The following is an 18379-nucleotide window of genomic DNA, read 5'->3' as shown; positions in this document are numbered from 1 at the left end:
GTGTCACTCCTTTGAATACATTTTTGTAATGATTAGGTAACAACTTATACCTTTGGCGGGGGAGGGCAATTAGACTTTTGGATAGATGGCAACATCCGCTTACAGTCGAGTCGATGACAATTCATCGCTGATTGGGTAAAACGTCGTTTTATCGACGGAGATAGTCCCATGTTGACCCTGCTATTGTGCTCCTCCCTCTGGCAGTTCGAGGCCCCGCAGGCCGCCGATGAGGCTGCATTGGCCGCCCCCCATGCCAACGGCCTTGCGCTGACACCGGCACAGCCCGCTTCGCCATCCCTGCGGGACCACATCAGCGGTCAGTTGAGCGAGGCCTGGTTGGCGCGCAAGCCGTCGGTGTCCGTCACCCTCGAAGAGAAAAAATCCTCCTATCCGCAGGACTCGTTGCTGGAAGAGTCACGCCGGCAGCAGGACGAAGGGTGGGATGCCAGGCTGACTTTCAACTGATGAGCGTCACCTGCGCCGCTGGCGCGGTGCGGATCCCGGCGCACCGCTAGCACCAGGCGCCCTTGCGCGAGCCCAGTTGCTCCGCCAGATGGGGCTCGGCCAGCGGATGGCTGAACAGATAGCCCTGCCCCTCCTGGCAGTGCAGGGATTGCAAAAACTGGCGCTGGGCCTGGGTCTCAATCCCTTCGGCGGTGACCACCATGCCCAGGCTGTCAGCCAGATTGATGATGGTGCGGCACAGCTCCCGGCTGTGCTTGTCATCGGGTAGTGCCTGCACGAAGGTGCGGTCAATCTTGATGCGATCGATGGGCAGGCTCTTGAGCAGGCTCAGGGAGGAGAAGCCGGTACCGAAGTCGTCGATGGCGATCTGTACCCCCAGCGCCTTCAGGCGTCTGAACAGCTGCAGGCTCTGATCGACCCGCTGGATGATGCTCTCGGTGACCTCTATCTCCAGCTTCTCTGGCGGGAAGCCTGTCTCGGCCAGGATGGCGGCGACCCGTTCCACGTAACCTGCCGAGCGCATCTCCCGCACCGACACATTGATCGACAGCCTGGGGACCGCCAGCCCGGCGGCCAGCCACGCCTGTCCCTGCTGGCAGGCGGTGCGCATGACCCACTCGCCGATCTGCTCGATAAGCCCGCACTCCTCGGCCACCGGGATGAAGCGGGTGGGCCCTATCATCCCCTCGCTGGGGTGTTGCCAGCGCAGCAGAGCCTCCAGCCCGCTCATGCGGTTGCTGGCGAGCTCCGTCATGGGTTGATAGAGGACGCAGAGCTGATGCTGCTCGATGGCCTTGAACAGCCCCTGCTCCATGCTCATTCGCTCCCGGGTCTGCTCGGTCATGTCCGGGGTATAGAACAGATAGCCGTTGCGGCCCCGGCTCTTGGCCTCGTACATGGCGCTGTCGGCGGCGCTGACCAGGGTTTCCGGGCTGGTGGCGTGTTCCGGATAGAGGGCGATGCCGATGCTGGCGGAGACGGCAACCCGCTCGTGGCCGAGTTCGACCGGCTCGCGCAGGCTGGCCAGCAGTTGCTCTGCGAGCCTGGATAGCTCCTCTGGCTGCTCGAAGTAGGGGATCAGCACCAGGAATTCATCGCCACCGAGCCGGGCGGCCACGTCGTTGTGGCGCAGGACGCGGCGGATCCGCTCGGCCAGCAGCTTGAGCAGTTCGTCGCCGGCGCTATGGCCCAGGGTGTCGTTGATCAGCTTGAAGCCATCCAGATCGATGAACAGCAGGGCCAGTCGCTGGTGGTTGAGCTGCGCCGTCTTGAGCTCCAGCTCCAGCCGCTCCTGCAGCAGGTTACGGTTGCCGAGCTCGGTCAGGGGATCGTGATAGGCGAGGTGATTGAGCTGTGCTTCGGCCTTGCGAATGGCGCTGATGTCGGAGAAGGCGATGACATAGTTGGTGGTGTTGTGGCGGCTGTCGTGCACAGCGCTGACATGCTGCCAGGAGGTGAAGTAGCCGCCATCCTTGCGCAGGCACATCATCTCGCCATGCCAGGCGTGACTGCCGGGCAACAGGGTATGCCAGGGGTAATCGATGTCGGTGTGGCGGCGCGGATGCATGATGGCCTCCGGCGACTTGCCCACGATCTCCGCCTCTTCATATTGAGTCATACTGGAAAAGGCCGGGTTGACCGAGATGATCTGGCGCTGGCCATCCATGATGATGATGCCTTCGGCGGCGGTCTCGAACACCACGTTGGCCTGGCGCAGCTTGTCCTCCTGGTTGCAGCGACTGGTGGCATCGTGGATCACCCCGGTGATGCGTCGCCCCTGATGGTCGGTGGCCGCCACGTGATCGGCGTGAATGTCGACCCAGCCCCGCAGCTGATCCGGCCCGAGATAGCCGAGGGTGAGGTGAATGGGGGCCGTGCCGTTGACCGCGGCCCTGAACTGCTCGCCAGAGAGCGGGTCGAAGCGCTTGATGAACTGCTCCATCCCCCCCTGAAACTGGCTGGCCGTGGTGCCGAGCAGGCGCTCGACTTGGCCGTCAAACTGCAGCCTGTCCTCCGTCACATGCCACTCCCACACCCCGATCTGGCCGGCACTCATGGCCAGTTGCAGCCGCTGCTGCGCTTCGACCTGCTCGGTGACGTCCCGCACTATGGTGAGGATGCGGTCGGGCACCCCCTGTTCGTCCAGCATGGGGCTGTAAATCGCCTGCCAGTGGCGCTGCCGACCCTGATGGGCCGCGGTATGGCCGCTCAGGTTCAGCTCGACCCGGGGAACGCCGCTGCTGATGATCTGCTGGAACAGGGGTTCCAGCACCGGAGCCAGCGTGGGGACGATTTCGCGCAGGTATCTGCCGTAGTGCTCTTCTCGGGAGAGGCCGTTGAGATCGGCCAGGGTCTGGTTGACGCTGCGGCAGCGAAAGTGGCGGTCAAATACGCCTATGCCAAACGGGGCCAGTTCGAACAGCTGCTGCAGCTCGTTCATGTTCAATTGCCCCGCCAGCGGTGGATCCGGCATGGCATTGAAAGTCTCTTCGCCCATCGCGCGCTCCTGAATTGACTTCTTTGTCATTTAAGCTGCTGTCAGTATGGCATGAAGCATTCTGGAGGGAAGAGAGGGGGCGTCATTCGCCCCCTTTTTGCGGTGTTACCAGCTGAAGTGATAACTCAGGGTCAGGTTGATCATCGGTTGCCAGTCGTGCTCCTTGATGAGCCACTGCTTGGCGCCGAACTCGGTGCCAAGGCGCCACTGCTGCCAGCGCCAGCTGCGTTCCAGCGTGATTCCCCAGTCTCGCAGGCCCTCGTCTGCCCCATAGGCGGCCATGTGGGCCTGACTGCCCCGGGTCAGCCAGAGGTTGAGGGAGATCTCGGCCGGCAGCGGCAGGCTGTGCTCCATGTACCAGAGCTGGCCATAACGGCCGCTGACGTCATAGAGCTGACCCAAGGTGAGCTGGTGATCGTCGTCCAGTTGCCAGCCGAGGCGCCAGAAGGCGCTGAAGCGGTTGCGATCGACCACCTGCATGGGGGCGACGCCGACGGCGAAGAAGCTCTTTTTGTAGAGTGGCAAGGCCAGCCCGGCGCTCTGGCCATCGGCGAAGAGCAGGCCGACCTGGGTTTCCCGCTCATAGGCGAGCCAGAACTGCATGCTGGCATCGGCGCTGACCCCCGCCTGATTGCTGCCAAGCTGCCACTGACCGCCCAGCTGCCACTGGTTGTCCGGCTCTTTGGCCGACAGGGGCAGGGTCAGGAGCAGCAGCGGCAGCCAGCACTTATTTGCCATAGAGCCGCGCCCAGTCCCGGTCCTGATGCATGCCCATCAGGTGGCAGATGATGCCGGAGCGCTGGAAGGCGTAGATGAGCAGCACGCTGGTGGCACTGAGCGCCATGATGAGGCCGAAGTTGTTGGGCAAGATGGTGCCCTGACGGGCGGTCCACCACAGCAAGAGCGGGCCCCACAGGTGCACGAAGATGCTCTTGTGGAAGATGAAGACGGTCAGCGAGTACATGCCGATCCAGTTGAGCGGGCGCCAGCACAGCCGGATGTTGCGCTGATGCAGCCAGAGCACGGCCCCGATCACCAGAAACTCCATGCCCCAGATGCCGGCGCGGCCGACCATGTCCATCGCCAGTTCGTGTTCGTTGGCGTAGATGTCGCTGAGCTCGACCGTGCTGGTCTCGCCGAACATGAGATAGACGGCCAGCGCCACCAGCGAGAGCGTCAGCACCAGGGCGTTGAGGCGGTCCCGCCATTGGGGCCGCTGATGCCAGCACCAGCCATAGAGGAAGCCGAAGCAGCCACTGGCCATGAAGAGGTCGAGGCGGGCATCCAGCTCGTAGTCGGGGTGCACGTGCAGCTTCATCCAGCCGTCGATGTGACCGAGCAGATCCTGCACGCCGAGCTGATCCAGCAGCAGGCTGAGCAGGGTCAGCAGCAGCATGCCGCGAATGCCGAACCAGGCGTAGACCAGCGAGAAGAGCGCCAGCAGGCACATCCACAGCATCACCGGATAGAACGAGATCGCCTCGCCGAAGTTGGGGGCGATCACCAGCCCTTCCACATAGAGCACCAGAATGATGCTGGCGAACAGCACCAGCTTGCCGCCTAGCTGCGGTCTGAAGCTGGCCTGATCGCGGCGGCTGAGGTTGAAGGCGGCCAGCGCCAGGTAGATCTGGCTGACCCAGGGAATCAGCCAGGCCGAGACCTGGGCCGTGGTGTGATCCATGGGCAGCAGCTGGCCGGCCATCGCCTTGTGCGACAGATAGAAGCTGTCCCACAGGGCGTGTTCCCGGTTGAAGAAGTCGATGTACCAGTAGTTGAGGTAGCCGGTGTAGTGCTCGAAGACGGCCATGAAGATGACGAGCCCTCGCAACAGGTCGAGACCCGTGATGCGTGCATCCTGTGGAGGCATGCTGATGCTCCTGCATTGGTTGGAAAAGGAGCGGCACTATAACGGTTGCGGCGAAACTGAACGGGAGCTGAATGTAAGCGAATGTTACCAGCAATTGAGGGCCTGCCCTTGTGACAAGGGCGGATGGGCGGATCGGGCTGTCATGATTTGTAATAGTTTTGGCGGTTTATCAGCCTTTCTGGCGGCCGAAGGCCTGGATGCCGCGCACCAGCACCAGCAGGCCGAGCCCGTGAAACGGCAGCGCCAGGGCGAGCAGCAACAGCCAGTGGGCCTCGCTGCCGCTGCTGTTGATGAAGTCGACCCAGGCGGCCAGCAGGGCCAGCATGCCCGCTATCTGGAAGCGGCGGCGCAGCACCACCTCCACCCCGAGATTGGCGAGGTAGAGGGTCAGCAGGATGCCGGCGAAACCGGTGAGCTGGGCGGTGCCGTAGAGGACGCGGTCCGGGTTGAACAGCAGGGTCACGAGGGGGGTAAGGCCCTGATCCAGCGGGATCAGGGCCAGCAGCCAGCAGGCGATCAGCAGCAGGGCCGTCTTCATGTCGAACTCAGTCGGCGGCTGGCGCCGGTTTGACCAGGCTGAGGTAGTTGGCATCCATGGTGAGGAAAACCCCCAGCAGGCGGGCGCTGGCGCCGTAGAAGCCAAACGGATCGGCGGCGCGGCAGGCACGCTCGAAATGCGGGAACCAGGCCAGCAGATGGCCGTGCAGCAAGGCTTCCTGCTCGCCTAGCCACTGTTCGCGCAGGTCGGCGCTGGCGGCTTCGGCGGCGCGGATGATGAGATTGCCCATCAGATCCAGTTCAACCCCCAGATGATCGACCGGTTGTTGGTATTTGGCGCTGACATCGATATTGAGCCGGCTCAGCCGCGCCTGCATGCGCTCGAGCGCAGCGGCGTCCAGATGGGCGGATTCATGGGGAGAGACGGCATCGTTGGCCAGGAACAGCTCATGGAAGTCGCTGGCCAGCGCGTTGGCCCGCTCGGGGCGCACCAGCAGGCGGGCGATGGCGTCATTGAGCTCGGCCACGGCCGGGCGCATGGGATCGAGCGTGGAGAGGCTCTTCAGGAAGCTTCGCACATCATAGCTGTCGTATTCGGCGATCTGTTCGTCGCTGAGCTGGGCGGTAAACAGGGTGGCAAACCACCAGTAAAGTTCGGCCCGACGTTCGCTAGTGGCCAGAAATTCCTGCATTTTTCCTCCGTGGATAGCAAGCGGGAAGCAGACTGAGCCCGATTCTAACGGCTTTGGCAGAAAAGTTAACCCATAGGTGACAATCCGCCGAACAAGTCGGGAAAAACGCCGCCAGAGGCGGCCTTTTCAGGGCATGTCGACAACGGTGTCAGGCGGTGGGGCGAGTCTCGAACTGCGGCAGCTCATCGGTGATCTCGTGCCAGGGGGCCTTGGAGCCGACGAAAATGTGAAAGCCGGGTCGCTGGCTCGGCGCCGTGTCGAGAATGCCGAGGCGCAGGTTCAGCTTGCCGCTGCTGCGCTTCTCGCTGAACAGGCTGGCGCCGCAGTGGCGGCAGAAGGCGAGGCTGGTCTCGGGGGATTTCTGGAAGCGGCTGATGGCCTCCTCTCCTCGGGTGATGGTGACGAGCGCGCCATCCAGGCCGCCCACCGGGGCGTAATCGGCGCCGGAAAATTTGCGGCACTCGGAACAGTGGCAGTTGCCCAGATAGTCGAAGCGGTCGGGCAGGCTCAGGGCGACGGCGCCGCACAGGCAGCTGGCGGTCAATGATGTCATCTTGCGGATCCTTGGCTGATGGGTCAGAGCTCCTCGCGATAGAGCGTCTTCTTGCAGCGGGTGCAGATATGCTGGCGCCGGAAATCGGTCTGGTGCACCAGGCCCACATCCAGTTGCTGATGGTGGCCGCAATGAATGCAGAAGATGATGTCGCCATCGATGGCTTCCGGGTGCGCTGCCAGATACTGCTCGCGGGTGGGCAGTTGATCCCACTGCGTGACAAAGGGACTCTTGCGAGTGCCGGTATAGTAGATCCAATAGAACAGCGCGAATACCGAAATAATCAGAAACAGCATCAGGTTATCCAGCATGGCTTACTCCCGTGAGGTCTGCGGTGCAAAGAGGCAGGGGGTGACGTGAGCAGCAGTTGACCGGATGCGATGAGAGGGCCCTTCCGCTGCCGGTCGCGTCGTTGCTGCGCATGCCGGGCAACCGCTGTGCCAGCTAAAGATGTTATCTGTTAGTAAATGCTATATCCATGATCTGGCTCTGGTTTTGGCTGTTCGGCCAGCCCGCGCCCGGTCATGATGCCCGAGCGGTGACAGGGGATCGCAAGGCCGGTGTGGGTGTCGGGTGATGACTCTCACGCCGATTGGGGAGCATGGGTATTGTGAATTTCGCGACACATTTTACATTTTTTAAACAAATTTTTGGGTGGTTGGACTGTCTCTTTGATCCAGCTCACGTTACAATGCGCCTGCCCACTTCACCTATCGCGCAAACGATTTTCAGGAGAGAAACGGATGTTGAAACGTGACATGACCATTGCCGGCTATGATCCAGAGCTGTGGCAGGCCATCACAGACGAGACCCGTCGTCAGGAAGAGCATATCGAGCTGATTGCGTCCGAGAACTACACCAGCCCCCGTGTCATGGAAGCTCAGGGCTCCCAGCTGACCAACAAGTACGCCGAGGGTTACCCCTCCAAGCGTTACTACGGTGGTTGCGAGTATGTGGATGTGGTTGAAACCCTGGCTATCGAGCGCGCCAAAGAGCTGTTCGGTGCCACCTACGCCAACGTGCAGCCGCACTCCGGCTCCCAGGCCAACAGCGCCGTCTACATGGCCCTGCTGCAGCCGGGCGACACCGTGCTGGGCATGAACCTGGCCCACGGCGGTCACCTGACCCACGGCTCCCCGGTCAACTTCTCCGGCAAGCTGTACAACATCATCCCCTACGGCATCGACGAGTCCGGCAAGATCGACTACGACGACATGGAACGTCAGGCCGTCGAGCACAAGCCGAAGATGATGATCGGTGGCTTCTCCGCCTACTCCGGCATCGTTGACTGGGCTCGCATGCGCGAAATCGCCGACAAGGTCGGTGCCTGGCTGTTCGTCGACATGGCTCACGTAGCCGGCCTCATCGCCGCTGGTGTCTACCCGAACCCGGTTCCCCACGCTCACGTGGTCACCTCCACCACCCACAAGACCCTGGCTGGTCCGCGCGGTGGTCTGATCCTCTCTGCCGCCGACGACGAGGAGCTCTACAAGAAGCTCAACTCCGCCGTCTTCCCGGGTGGTCAGGGTGGCCCGCTGATGCACGTCATCGCCGGTAAAGCGGTGGCCTTCAAAGAGGCACTGGAACCCGAGTTCAAGACCTACCAGGCTCAGGTCGTCAAGAACGCCAAGGCGATGGCAGCCACCTTCATCGAGCGCGGTTACAAGATCGTCTCCGGCGGTACCGACAACCATCTGATGCTGGTTGACCTGATCGGCCGCGAGCTGACTGGCAAAGAGGCCGATGCGGCCCTTGGCAAAGCCAACATCACCGTCAACAAAAACTCCGTGCCCAACGACCCGCGCTCCCCGTTCGTCACCTCCGGTGTGCGGATCGGTACCCCGGCCATCACCCGCCGTGGTTTCAAGGAAGCCGAGTCCATCCAGCTGACCAACTGGATTTGTGACGTGCTGGACAACCACGACAACGATGCCGTGCTGGCCACTGTACGTGAACAGGTGCTGGATATCTGCCGTCGTTTCCCGGTGTATGCCTGATAACGGCCCTCACCCGGTTTGAGACCAATGCCACCCACGGTTATATGGTGTAGATAGTCGTTACTATTAAGTATCGAAGAATGCCTCCTTCAGACCTTGAAGGGGGCATTTTCATTTTTGACAAGCTATAGCTATGGCCCATTATTAGTACTAATGGTAATCGACTTACTACTCCTCCTTAGTTTCACTATGGGTAAGAGCTAGATAGGCTCTCATCTGAGATGTACCCAAAGCTACATCGGTCTGCGATAAGTGGTGGCGCCACCAATTGTCACGCAAGGAGATGTAATGGAACACACGACAGTACGCGGTAAGGTTCATCGTGATCACTCTGGCGCTGTCACCGAAATTCCTGTCATCCTGACCGAGCATGGCCCGTTAAGGCCGCTGGTCACTTACTTCCTAGCTCATGCTCAGGTACGCAGCAGTGCCTGGATGGCCAAGACTGCACAGGCTGTTGGTCTCCTGCTCGACTACATGGCCGCGAACCATGATTGCTTCGCTGATCCGAAAGAGCTATTCGAAGTCTTCAGCCAGCGTCTGTACACCGGCACAGTAGATGAGGATGGGAGCGACCCCAGCGGCCTCTATTGGCAGGGACGTAACCTAACTGTAGTGCGGATGTTGACGAACAGCATTTCCGGCTTCTCTGACTGGATGGCGTGTGAATTGAACGCTAAGCCCCTCAACCCGTGGCGTGAGGCCACACGCAGTGAGGAAATGCTAGCGTGGGCAGCCTGGTACCAGAAGTGTGACCGTGCCTTCCTAGCGCATACTTGGAATCGCGGCAAGGCGTCGCTCGAGATGACCCGCGCCCGTAATGTCCTGTTACAGCGCACGCCGGTGATCGACCATGAGGCAGTCAAGCGATTCCCAGATGAACGCATGTCAGACCTGATATTCAGGGGCTTCATCGTACCCGGTCAGCAGAACAGCCCGCGCCTTGAGCAGCGGCTGAACCTACGCGATATCCTGATCACGCTGCTGATGCACTACGGTGGCCTACGCATGTCCGAGCCGTTTCACCTCTTCGTACAGGATGTAGTGCCGGATCCCATCCACCCGGACCGCGCACTGGTACGAATCTACCACCCGAGTCTGGGAACTGCCCCGCCAGATTGGCCTGATGCCAGAGGCAAGTCCAGGAACTGTAATCGCATGACCTATCTGAATGGAAAGTACGGCCTGCGTCCTCGCAACGAATACGCCCTGAGTGCTCAACAGTTTGCGGGCTGGAAAGGCAATGCGCTCGATTCGAGATCACACTTCATGTATGTCAACTGGTTCCCGCAATGGGCCGGAAAATTGTTCTGGCAGTTGTGGATATTTTACATGGCACAGCGGGCACAACTGGTCTGCAATCACCCTTTTGCCTTTGTTACCCAGAGAGGTAAGCCCTACGCAATAGACTCATTCGAGCGCCAGCATCGGCGTGCTGTAGAGCGTATCGGACTACAAGTTGCTAAAGCTATGGGTACCTCACCACATGGTCATCGCCACGCCTACGGCCAAGCATTAGCGGACGCAGGGATTGACCCCATTTTTCGGAAGAAGGCGCTGCATCACAAGGCATTGGAATCTCAGGTGGTCTACACCGAACCCGATCGTGCAAAGCTAGTTCGAGCGTTGGAAGAGGCCACTACACGTGAGCAAGCCGATACAGTCTTGCCGCCAGACTTCTTGAAATACGGTTTCAGTGATGTTGACCCACTGGGGCTGATGAGCGGTCCGAGCCCGAAATTGGCGAGGAGAAAGTGAAATGGCTGATGGTAAAAGAATCAAGGGCACCGATCTAAATTTTGACCCTGAGTTTCGCTTCCTACTCGAGATCGATCCGGCTTTTGAGCAGTGGCGGGTACTCGCCATCGAATGGTGCTCCACACAGAAAAGCGCTAGAAGTAAGGCCCTATCAATCACAGCTTTTTTCGTGAGTTACCTGCATAAACTGCAACTGGATAAGAATCCAGTAAGTCTGTTCGAAGCCGGGCCTAGATTGCCAGACCTGTGTGAAACACTTGGATGGAAGTTTTATACCTCCCCATCGATCGTCATTCTTCATGACCATATCTCAGATTTCCTCGACTGGGTACTGCGCTCCCACCTAGCTGAAACCGACGCACAGGGCCATCGGGTGGTGCCACCGCATCTCCACCATCTCTTCCCGCGATTCAGAGCCCAAAGAACTGGCAAACAAGCAGATCTCAGTTTTGCACATGTGGCAATACGTGATCCCCGCATGCAAAATTGGCTGGTACTTGCTGTTGAATGGCTGAGTCAGCAGAAAACCTCCGTGGCACAGTGTCGTTATGCCCTTGACCACTTCTTGGTTACCTACATTATCGGCTGTGATTTGTCGCGTCAGCCTCTTGACTTCTTGACCCGTACCACGCCCAAGCCACTTCTCCCCGAGATCCTTGTTAAAGCTAAGAGCCGCGGTGATATTGGCCAATTAACCGACAATGAAGTCAGGGTAAATAACCATATTGCCGATTTTCTCGATTGGGTGCTTGCCGACAAGCTTTCACTTGAGGGCGACCATGGCCATAGGTTCATCCCGCATGAACTGCACAACCCGATTGCACGGTTGACTAAGTCTGGTATCGCCATGCCGACGGAAACAGTCAAAGCTGCGTTGTCCATTCGTTACATTAAAGAGCTGCGGACAATGTTGGCCGAAGGCCCACACTTTCGCGATTGGATCTGGGGGCAAAAAGTGACGGTTGGAGCGCGTGGTGGTGACTGGTTTCGGGTCGATCCGGCAATGGTCAACTACGACGATCCAGACTGTGTGTGGCGCAAACGAAACCCCACCCTTTACGAGCAAAATACGCTCAAACTTATAGGCAAGGTCACTGAACTTTGGTCGCCGGTTCGTGCAGTGGCGCTCTATCTCAAGCTGGAGCTGCCACTACGAACCTACCAAGTGCGAATGCTAGACTCTGGAGAAGCCGATACTTGGCGCTATGAACATGTCATACAGGGCGGCCGTTTCGTACTCAATGATTCACCGCTCGCTACTGGCAGCGACACGCGACCGTATCAGCGCGGCGTTTTTCATCGAAGTGCGAACGAATCAGGCGCGGGTTTGTTCATAAACACCAATAAAACAGCAGACAGCAGTAAGCCAGAATATGCTAGGGGCTATTTAATTCCCTGGGCCCACGAGGCTGTGCTGTATTGGCTGGCGAAGCTGCGCTGTTGGCAAGAACGCTACAATCCTATCAGCTCGCCGATAGCATGGACTGAACTGGAGGCGAAGCACTTTGGCCGCACACCTCCTCACCCGGAAGTGCTAGAGGGGTATGGAACTACCTGCTTCCTGTTCAGGAACGCAGCAGCTTCGGACAAAATCAGCCGACAAAAGCCAATTAATAATGTCGCACTCGACCACATCTGGTATCTGCTCCTAGCCCGCCTGGAACAACGTTGTCGGGCGCGTGCTGAAACACTGGATGACGGTACGCCTCTCCAGTTTATTAACCCTGTTGGTTATGGCACTCATTTTCCCCTACATGCACTGCGAGTGTCCCTTATCAGTTATCTGGTGCTCGACCTGCAGTTGCCGCTGGCCGTGGTCTCCAAGTTGATTGCCGGCCATGCGCGCCTCATTATGACGCTTTATTATACTAAGTTCGGGCATGCTTATATGAAGGAAATTCTAGACACTGCCGAACGCAAAACACTGGCTACTGAGGAGGCTAATCACCGCCGTTTCCTGATGGATGCAACCATGGAGCAAGTCAGTCAGCGATTTGCCAGTATCAGCGTGGATGCAATGCATGCTGCCGTTGGCCACCAGTCGGCAGCAACCTTTGTCTTCGATGATAAGGGGATCTGCCCGGTTGGCGGCTCGATGTGTGATGTGGGCGGAGAGCGCATCAAGGATCGCCAGCAAGATCAAATCTATGCCCCAGTCCCTGGCTACCCAGAGCATAACTGTGTGCGTTGCCGCTTCTTTCTTTCTGGCCCTGCATTTTTGCCTGGTTTGCAGGCACATTTCAATTCCCTCAGTTACAAAGCGCATGAGCGTGCTGAGCGGCACAATGCGCTGCAAGAGGAAGTTACTCTCTTGGAAAATCGCCGAGCTAATTGCGAGCGCCAAGGCCGGATGTTTCCGGAAACCCGTGAGCTGGAAAAACTCTCGCACAGTTACGAAGCGGAAGCAGAAGCGATGGGCAAGGTCATCAATGATCTCCAGGCCACGTACTACCTGATCAAGCGTTCACTAGATATACTGGGGTCAGTAAATCAGGAAGGGATCAAACTGGTCGCGGTAGGCGGGATGAACGACATTCAGATGGGTTTCACTGAGACGAAGTCGGAATTGCACCAGCTCGAAGTGCTGTGCGAAAACTGTATAATTTACCCTGAAATTGATGCGAGAAAACCCTCCCTACGCCGTGCCCAATTACTCGACAGCATGCTGGCGTTTAACAAAATGCCACCCATCTTCTTCCGTCTAACTCCCCAGCAACAACTGGAAGCGGGCAACGCAGTTATGCAGCTCATTCAGGCGCGCACCGGCTCGCTCAAAGGCGCGCTTGAGTTCGTTGAATGTCAGCGCAGTCTGCGGGAAATAGGGCTCATCGAAGAAACTTGGGATGTGCTTGCCGAGCAAGTTTGTGGTACACCAGCCCGACAACTAGTTGATGCTGCTCGTACCATCTTACATGATGGAGATAGTCATGCATCCTGACGAACTGCTGGAACAACTTAAGAGTAACGCAACACCGCGCAAAGCGAAGAACCTCGATATAATTCATGCCGTGTGCCGGGAGCAACATGAGCGCGGCAGTACTGATTTCTCAGTAGCCACAATATCCAAGATTGCCCAAGAGCATGGTGGCCCAGTCAAATCAACTATTCATAATAAAACCGGAGATGATTTTAAGGGGTTAATCAAGGCATGGGCTAGTTATACTGGCGGTGTGACCCGCAAGGTTCGTAGGGTTAGCGAGAATCCTATTTATGCAGTGCTCGATAAGATCCCCGACCCAGCTGTCCGAGCGGTGATGGGCGCGATACTCGCCGAGAACAAAAAGCTTCGCGGTGAGGTGAATCTACTCAAAGCTCATACCGAAGTCGTCATAGACCTGACTGTAAAGAATGCAAGCCACCTGCAGGACACTATACAGATCTTACCTATCTCGCAGGGGCTCACAGATTCAGAACAAACAGCATTGCGGCATGCGATCAGCGGACAACTTTTGCAAGACGAAGGCTGGCAGACTGATGAATATGGCCGCATTTTGGCTGCCAATGGGCGACCAATTTTCAAGATCGGATTTATTTCAGCGATCCGAAAAATTATTGGATGAGCATCATTTGATTGAATGTACCGTCAAATGTAGATAGCTCCAGAACTAGGAAGGTTGGAGTAACTCGATACCGACCAGCGGTTACCTAGCGTACCTCGAAACCTATCTGTGTCTGTTGCAGCCAACTAAATCCTAGTTACATAGACATAACTTAGAAGCGTTCATGCTTCTTCGTCTCTCCTAAATGAGCAACAGTACCTTCTCCACTACCGCAGTGACTAATAGCATTCGCCTAAAGATATTCGGTAATATATCTAAGGATACTTGCATATGGTTACACATTTTTAGGGAGGAGCTGAATGGATGATTTTGAAGAAAAGCGTAGATTTGAAGAGGCTATAAAAGCAGGCCAAAGCAATCTTCTGGCTTTAAACCTATTGAACAATTGGTGTACTCACGCTGAATTCATCCGAACAGGGGGGGTTGGCCTCATCGAGGCTCAAATGGGGCTTCCCATTGGTCACATGGGTGTTCAATGTAAACATGTTAAGCAAAGTTCTATCTGCAGCTGGTTACTGGAAGATTCAATTTACAGTTTTTATAAAGATCATTGTAAGGACTGCAACAAACGCATTCCTGCTGGATTTCCCAATATTATGGAGTTTGTTGCTCCCAGGGAGAGAGCTGCTGAAGAGCGGAAATCTGTACGCAGGGAAGAAGAAAAGCATAGGAAGCAGAAGCTGCTTATCAGGCAACAAGAACGGGAAAGATTACGGCAATGTCTTTCTCTTGAAGAGACTTTTGTTCTCGATTTACTAGACGAACTAGATCATGAACAGATAATGAATGATGATCCTCGTTTGGAGCAACTTGCAAATCTTGCTCCAGAGGCATTCACTCGTAAAGTAATTGAGCATATATTACCAGCGGTGCTACATGAAAAATTACCATATTCAATTTCAGCTGCAAAAGCCCTACTGAGAACACCATTAAAATCAGATGAAAAATTATCAGTTGCCGTATATTTAGTGAACAACTGTACAGATACGCCATCAGCAATAGAAGTAATTTTGTCAGAAACAGAAAACCTAACTCAAACTGATTTTATCAAAATATTATTTCGTTTTGTATCGATGGCCATTGCATCACCACCTGGGATTGGGTTTGGGCAAAAAAAACTTAATAAAACACCTATCCAGTCATTATTTAATAAAAAGAGAGAGTGTGTTTTCACCGAAGTTGATATCCTCATAAAAGATAGTAATCCAGGAAAAATTCAATTTGCCACTGAGATTATTCTTGCTGTTGATAATGACGAATTACTCCTAAGGCATATCAAGAGTATCTTTGCTAAACTGATGCGCAGGCGAACTCTTTTACCAGAAGAAGGACGTAATAGCAGTGTTGTTTACTATCTTCGGGAAGCTGCGACAAGGTGCTTAGATAGATATCCTGAGGTGACTGATAAACTCATTCAAGCTTACCTTGCCGACAGAGACAGTATCGGAAGAAAAGAGGCCAACAGAACCTATATATCTGTTCTAAGAAATAACTTTAGAAAAAAAGCTCAAGTGGGAAAGCCACAAGAAATAGCCTTTAGACGGTTACTTTGGGCTGCTGTAGAAAATCCTGAAGATGGTATGGATGATGCGGGGCAATTCTTCAGACACTCTAGGGACGAGTTTTCAGAACTTGCAGTCGTAAATTTTGATGACCTTATAGGCGCTGCAGCAACATTAAGCGAAAAATATGAGCAAATAGATAAAGATAATCTCTTGCAAGTAGAAGAGAATTTTCTTGACCATTTAGATAAGCGTAATAAACTTTCGGCCATTGATGTTTTGCAACAATCATTGATTGAATGGGCTTCCATTGGAGCTAAACATAAAGGGGAGGAAGGGATAAAAGACTATCTAAGTCTATATCGAAAAATACCAGAAGAGCAAACTCAGATGCGTGGAAACATGATTGCTCATGTATCAAAGCTATTAACTGGGGTTGAGAGCTTAAAGATGACGCTCTCCGATTGGTATCGTGCGCTTATGGATGAAAGTACATTGGTTCGTGCACACGCTATAAAAGCATGGGAGGATGTACCATATGATTTGGTGAGTAATTTTCCTGATTTATTCTTTGAAGCCTATGCGGTTTTACTAATGGATAAATACGTTATTGTTCATAAGTATGCCGTGTATTCACTTAGAAGAAGATCCTTTCCAAAGGAAAAAAGACATCTGATCAAAGCACATCTCTGGAATTTAATTTCTTATTATTCAGAGAGTGATAAGCAAGATGATTTTGTCGTTGATTGTATTGATGTCTTTGCCTCGCTTTGTCTATCAGAACAAGAAATGAAGGGCAATATTGGATTGCTTCTTTCAAGAATACTGTTAAGTTTTAATGGTGACACGCTTTATCATGCCATTGACCGATTGCACTATCGCTTTGATGGTGTCCCTGGATTTGTCAAAGTAGCACTCAAAGCAATTCAGGATGATTACACTCGTAGCATTTCTATTGATGACTGCATCTCTGTAATTTTAAGGGCTTCGCACAATGAGCTTGAAAGTTGTAAAGAGGATATTTTAAAAGCTTTTAATGCCCTTAAGCCATTTAGACCTCAAGAGTTTATTGAAGCTTTGGTATATGTGACTGCATTTAGCAAGCTTGGTGATAATATGACAGCCAACGCTTGTTTTCAGGAATTATTAGAGGGCATTCCGACAGATAACAAGAATATGCACTGGAGACTCGAAGCCGCTTTAGTTGCAGAAGCTGCTGGCATCGAACACTCTATAGAAGTTGGTAAGCCTTATATTGAATTAATTCAAAAATGGAATAACCTCTTAGTAGATTTGGAGAAAGAAAATGCAGAACAAGCCCAGTATAGAAATCTTCCACCAAGTTTTTTCTCCGAGGATTGAGATTGCAACTGCACTTGATGGAGCCCTCAAGCCCACTCCAGATGATTTAAAATGTCTGAAAGCTGCATGTCTAAAGCTTAAAGAGGCGATCGATGAACTTGGGCCTGGAGAGGTCGAGGATAAATATCGTGCGTATTATGCAGCTGTTACAATATTTTTGTCATTAGCTGAGTGGATACATGCTATCCGTAACGCTGAGCCTGATGCTCAAAGGTTCCTAAACTCAGCAAAATTAAAAGTATCAGATATCGATATGACCTTGAGTTTTTCAAGCGATGAGCGACTTAAAAAATTCCTTGAGGATGTTAGCAATGTAAGTGCACCGAAAGAATTAAACACGCTACAAAAGTACCTTCAGCAATGGTCCTTGCCACTTCTATTGTTTGCTAATGTTCGATATGACGGTATTACTGGATCCCGCTTACCAGTGACATCTAATAGTAATTCAGAAAAGGAAAAATTAGATACTACCATAGCATTCCTGAAGTTTGATATTGATGGAGAGCCCGCTAAGCAATGGAATTATCTTAAGCCAGGAACTGCGTATGATCTAACCTTAGAGGTTCGAGTTTCAAATTGGCCTAAGAGCGCAAATATACTTCTACTGACACCAATAACAATTGATGATCGTGAACGAGGTTGGTTACCTGACTTTAAGTTTGAGAAACCAGAGGGAGAAGGTCCTTTCTCATTGAAAGGAACCGGCCGAGTTGTTCTAGAAATAGCAAACTCATTTGGTTCTAGACCATATGAATTTTTATATGCTGCAGAGTTTGACAATTCAGATAACGGCCAAACTGTTACTGTTATAGGCCATAGACGTTTATTACTTGAGGGAAGTAATGTAGGACAGCATCCATTAAGTGGCTTTTCAAACGTTGATAGGCATCTTATAAAAATAAGAGATAGATTAAGAGTTTTCCGGGCGCATTCAGATGATATTGCGAATACAATGACGCTACTAGGCGGGTTAGGAAATATTGCTGCACAAGCACTTAAAGTGAGCTTATTCGATTCAGGTACACTTGAACAGCAATTTCAGAAAAAAATTGCTGAGATGCTTAGAAGTAGAGCTGATATAGGAGAGTATTTACAAGGCCACCCAGAAGCAGCTGGAGGAATTACAGATCTCACATTTATGGATATTCCACTGGAGCTAAAAGTTGAAAATAAAAAGGTTCTTTTTCCAAAGGATTTTTCAAAATATTTCGATCAAACCGCAGCTTATTCAATTGGATTAGGTAAGCGTATTGGAATACTATCAGTGCTTGAATCCTCGCCAAAATCAGCTCCAATTGGAGTGGTTGAAGATGACATCGAAGTATTTCCACATACAGTAGGTCAAACTCAAATTGCTATCGTTGTGGTTGTAATCCGAGGTGGTTTTCCTAAACCTAGTCATTACTCTCGTTAACACCTATATTAGCAATACTTTAAAAATAAAAATTAATTATTGCCCACTCAGATATAATGAGCGGGCAAATGTCACTGGAATAAATTTAACCGGATGTTAAATTTTTAATGATGTGGCTTCATTAATTTTCGACACGATATCGTTCTTTAAGAACGAGTGTTACTATAGGCTCTAATCTGAAACAGAAGTGAAACCAAGGGAAAACTGGACAGCC

Annotated in this window: 14 protein-coding genes; 7 read left to right on the top strand and 7 right to left on the bottom strand. The window is 53.6% G+C overall.

Annotated features, from left to right (window positions below; translation table 11 throughout):
* Window positions 1-168 precede the first annotated feature (168 nt).
* Entirely contained in the window at window positions 169-465 is a 297-nt protein-coding gene (locus OKC44_RS14130; protein WP_049048219.1) for a hypothetical protein, read from the top strand.
* Between the two features lie 46 nt (window positions 466-511).
* Here OKC44_RS14130 and OKC44_RS14125 read toward each other — a convergent pair whose 3' ends face one another.
* The 7 genes from OKC44_RS14125 to OKC44_RS14095 all read right to left on the bottom strand — a co-directional run bounded on the left by OKC44_RS14125 (window position 512) and on the right by OKC44_RS14095 (window position 6883).
* Window positions 512-2962 carry a sensor domain-containing protein gene (locus OKC44_RS14125; protein ID WP_270813529.1) on the bottom strand — a complete coding sequence of 817 codons (2451 nt, stop codon included), beginning with the start codon at window positions 2960-2962 and terminating at the stop codon, window positions 512-514.
* Between the two features lie 105 nt (window positions 2963-3067).
* Entirely contained in the window at window positions 3068-3700 is a 633-nt protein-coding gene (locus OKC44_RS14120) for a hypothetical protein (RefSeq protein WP_219279603.1), read from the bottom strand.
* Entirely contained in the window at window positions 3690-4829 is a 1140-nt protein-coding gene (locus OKC44_RS14115) for a hypothetical protein (RefSeq protein WP_011707106.1), read from the bottom strand. Before OKC44_RS14115 ends, OKC44_RS14120 begins: the two co-directional genes overlap by 11 nt.
* A 169-nt stretch (window positions 4830-4998) precedes the next feature.
* Window positions 4999-5367: a hypothetical protein gene (locus OKC44_RS14110; protein WP_016351742.1), complete on the bottom strand. Its 369-nt coding sequence runs from the start codon at window positions 5365-5367 to the stop codon at window positions 4999-5001.
* Between the two features lie 7 nt (window positions 5368-5374).
* Window positions 5375-6019 (bottom strand): molecular chaperone TorD, encoded by a 645-nt coding sequence (torD, locus tag OKC44_RS14105; RefSeq protein WP_043120979.1) that lies wholly within the window; start codon window positions 6017-6019, stop codon window positions 5375-5377.
* A gap of 148 nt (window positions 6020-6167) precedes the next feature.
* Window positions 6168-6572, bottom strand: coding sequence for a GFA family protein (locus OKC44_RS14100; protein ID WP_162516993.1), 405 nt, complete (start codon window positions 6570-6572; stop codon window positions 6168-6170).
* A gap of 23 nt (window positions 6573-6595) precedes the next feature.
* Window positions 6596-6883: a hypothetical protein gene (locus OKC44_RS14095; RefSeq protein WP_017409302.1), complete on the bottom strand. Its 288-nt coding sequence runs from the start codon at window positions 6881-6883 to the stop codon at window positions 6596-6598.
* A gap of 432 nt (window positions 6884-7315) precedes the next feature.
* Here OKC44_RS14095 and glyA point away from each other — a divergent pair, with 432 nt between their 5' ends.
* The 6 genes from glyA (at window position 7316) to OKC44_RS14065 (ending at window position 18165) form a co-directional block, all read left to right on the top strand.
* A complete protein-coding gene (glyA, locus tag OKC44_RS14090; protein ID WP_011707102.1) occupies window positions 7316-8569 on the top strand; it encodes a serine hydroxymethyltransferase in 1254 nt (417 codons plus the stop codon).
* A 288-nt stretch (window positions 8570-8857) separates the two neighbouring features.
* Window positions 8858-10327: a gamma-mobile-trio recombinase GmtY gene (gmtY, locus tag OKC44_RS14085; RefSeq protein ID WP_113068880.1), complete on the top strand. Its 1470-nt coding sequence runs from the start codon at window positions 8858-8860 to the stop codon at window positions 10325-10327.
* Window position 10328: 1 nt separating this feature from the next.
* Window positions 10329-13265, top strand: coding sequence for a gamma-mobile-trio integrase GmtZ (gene gmtZ / locus OKC44_RS14080; RefSeq protein ID WP_270813523.1), 2937 nt, complete (start codon window positions 10329-10331; stop codon window positions 13263-13265).
* A complete protein-coding gene (gmtX, locus tag OKC44_RS14075) occupies window positions 13255-13887 on the top strand; it encodes a gamma-mobile-trio protein GmtX (RefSeq protein WP_219635176.1) in 633 nt (210 codons plus the stop codon). The genes gmtZ and gmtX overlap by 11 nt, the downstream gene beginning before the upstream one ends.
* Window positions 13888-14186: 299 nt before the next feature.
* Window positions 14187-16751: a hypothetical protein gene (locus tag OKC44_RS14070; RefSeq protein WP_270813519.1), complete on the top strand. Its 2565-nt coding sequence runs from the start codon at window positions 14187-14189 to the stop codon at window positions 16749-16751.
* Window positions 16696-18165 carry a hypothetical protein gene (locus OKC44_RS14065; protein WP_270813517.1) on the top strand — a complete coding sequence of 490 codons (1470 nt, stop codon included), beginning with the start codon at window positions 16696-16698 and terminating at the stop codon, window positions 18163-18165. The genes OKC44_RS14070 and OKC44_RS14065 overlap by 56 nt, the downstream gene beginning before the upstream one ends.
* The last annotated feature ends 214 nt before the right edge of the window (window positions 18166-18379 follow it).

The sequence above is a fragment of the Aeromonas sp. S41-2 genome (assembly GCF_027705845.1).
In the GTDB taxonomy this organism is placed as follows: Bacteria; Pseudomonadota; Gammaproteobacteria; order Enterobacterales; family Aeromonadaceae; genus Aeromonas; species Aeromonas hydrophila.
The sequence above is the reverse complement of the archived record's forward strand: the minus strand, read 5'-3'. Positions and strand labels throughout refer to the sequence as shown.

Bases quoted from the DNA above. Each gene is read 5' to 3' on its own strand.
- OKC44_RS14130 (WP_049048219.1), top strand. From the start codon at position 169: ATGTTGACCCTGCTATTGTGCTCCTCCCTCTGGCAGTTCGAGGCCCCG.
- OKC44_RS14125 (WP_270813529.1), bottom strand. From the start codon at position 2,962: ATGGGCGAAGAGACTTTCAATGCCATGCCGGATCCACCGCTGGCGGGG.
- OKC44_RS14120 (WP_219279603.1), bottom strand. From the start codon at position 3,700: ATGGCAAATAAGTGCTGGCTGCCGCTGCTGCTCCTGACCCTGCCCCTG.
- OKC44_RS14115 (WP_011707106.1), bottom strand. From the start codon at position 4,829: ATGCCTCCACAGGATGCACGCATCACGGGTCTCGACCTGTTGCGAGGG.
- OKC44_RS14110 (WP_016351742.1), bottom strand. From the start codon at position 5,367: ATGAAGACGGCCCTGCTGCTGATCGCCTGCTGGCTGCTGGCCCTGATC.
- torD (WP_043120979.1), bottom strand. From the start codon at position 6,019: ATGCAGGAATTTCTGGCCACTAGCGAACGTCGGGCCGAACTTTACTGG.
- OKC44_RS14100 (WP_162516993.1), bottom strand. From the start codon at position 6,572: ATGACATCATTGACCGCCAGCTGCCTGTGCGGCGCCGTCGCCCTGAGC.
- OKC44_RS14095 (WP_017409302.1), bottom strand. From the start codon at position 6,883: ATGCTGGATAACCTGATGCTGTTTCTGATTATTTCGGTATTCGCGCTG.
- glyA (WP_011707102.1), top strand. From the start codon at position 7,316: ATGTTGAAACGTGACATGACCATTGCCGGCTATGATCCAGAGCTGTGG.
- gmtY (WP_113068880.1), top strand. From the start codon at position 8,858: ATGGAACACACGACAGTACGCGGTAAGGTTCATCGTGATCACTCTGGC.
- gmtZ (WP_270813523.1), top strand. From the start codon at position 10,329: ATGGCTGATGGTAAAAGAATCAAGGGCACCGATCTAAATTTTGACCCT.
- gmtX (WP_219635176.1), top strand. From the start codon at position 13,255: ATGCATCCTGACGAACTGCTGGAACAACTTAAGAGTAACGCAACACCG.
- OKC44_RS14070 (WP_270813519.1), top strand. From the start codon at position 14,187: ATGGATGATTTTGAAGAAAAGCGTAGATTTGAAGAGGCTATAAAAGCA.
- OKC44_RS14065 (WP_270813517.1), top strand. From the start codon at position 16,696: ATGCAGAACAAGCCCAGTATAGAAATCTTCCACCAAGTTTTTTCTCCG.